Origin of the sequence: Streptomyces sp. NPDC017225 (genome assembly GCF_044331465.1) — a bacterium.
In the GTDB taxonomy this organism is placed as follows: Bacteria; Actinomycetota; Actinomycetes; order Streptomycetales; family Streptomycetaceae; genus Streptomyces.
Window position 1 is genome coordinate 1 of the sequence record NZ_JBIRNE010000061.1, and the last position, 1,402, is coordinate 1,402.

Genomic DNA, 1,402 nt, shown 5'->3' on the forward strand with positions numbered 1-1,402 from the left:
TCCAGGTGGGCCGGGTCGGTCACGAAAGCCACGCATGACCAGTGGGCGCTCGCCCGGCGCGGCCAGGCCGCACACGTCCAGTCCCTTGAAGCCGGTATCACGACGATCCGGCACCGGCTGTCGCTGCCGGTCGGCCAGAAGGGCACCAAGCGGGCTCCGGGTGGCTACCGCTCCGCGCACGAGTGGTTCCACAAAGCACGCCGCCTGCATGTGCTGGAGGACCGGCTCGAGAAGGTCCGGGCCGACCGGGAAACAGGCCGAGTACACGTCGTGCGTGGCGGTAAACGTCTCCTGGGCACCCGTCACCACCTCGACAAAGCGCAGCTCACCGAGCCCGAGTGGCGTGAGCGGTGGGAAGCCGGGCGCTGGTTCCTCCAGGCGGACGGCGAGTCGGGGAAAAGGCTCGGCAACGAGACGATCCGCATCACTCCCGAGGGAGAAATGTCGGTCAAGCTCCCCGCCCCGCTCTCCGGCCTGGCGAACGCCAAGCACGGCCGGTACGTACTCGCCGCGAAGGCGCGGTTCCCCCACCGAGGGCAGGAGTGGGCCGACCGCGTGGAGGCCGGCAGGGCCGTGGCCTACCGCATCCACTACGACACAGGACGCGGGCGCTGGTACGTGGACGCCTCCTGGCAGATCCCACCCACCAGGACCGTCCCACTCGAATCCGCCCTCGCCGATGGCGTGATCGGCGTGGACACCAACGCCGACCACCTCGCCGCATGGCGCCTCGACACGCACGGCAACCCGACTGGCCGGCCGCGCCGGTTCTCCTACGACCTGTCCGGCAACGCCCAGCACCGCGACGCCCAGGTACGGCACGCCCTCACACGACTGCTGCACTGGGCCAAGACCTGCGGCGTCAGAGCCATCGCGGTCGAAGACCTCGACTTCCAGAGCGAGAAAACCAGAGAGAAGCACGGGCGCAGGCGCCGGTTCCGGCAACTCATCTCCAGCATGCCGACCGGCAGGCTCCGCGCCCGGCTGACCTCCATGGCCGACGCCACAGGCATCGCCGTCATCGCCGTGGACCCGGCCTACACCAGCAAGTGGGGCGCTCAGCACTGGCAGAAGCCGATGACCGGCCCCACCCGCAAGACCACCCGGCACGATGCGGCGAGCATCGCGATCGGGCGACGCGCCCAGGGATACCCGATCCGGCGACGGACGGCACCGCCCCGTGCACACCAGAGCGATGTGCACGGGCATCGGACCGTCCAGGCCGACCGGCGTGCCCCTGGGCGTGAGGAACCCCGCCCCCGCATCCCCGGACCACGGACACGATCCGTGCCACCGGACGCGGCGAGTACGCGGGCAACCAGGACACCCAAAACCGTTCGGGATGTCCGCAGTGACCAGGTACGAGTCCAAGACTCACTCCTGCTCACTGATTAGGAACGGT

General features: G+C 69.7%; 1 protein-coding gene. It reads left to right on the forward strand.

The annotated features are described in order from the left end of the window. Positions 1 to 1,395 (forward strand): IS200/IS605 family accessory protein TnpB-related protein (locus tag ACH4NX_RS38385; RefSeq protein WP_398130383.1); only part of this gene is annotated, 1,395 nt, incomplete at its 5' end. Positions 1,396 to 1,402 lie beyond the last annotated feature (7 nt).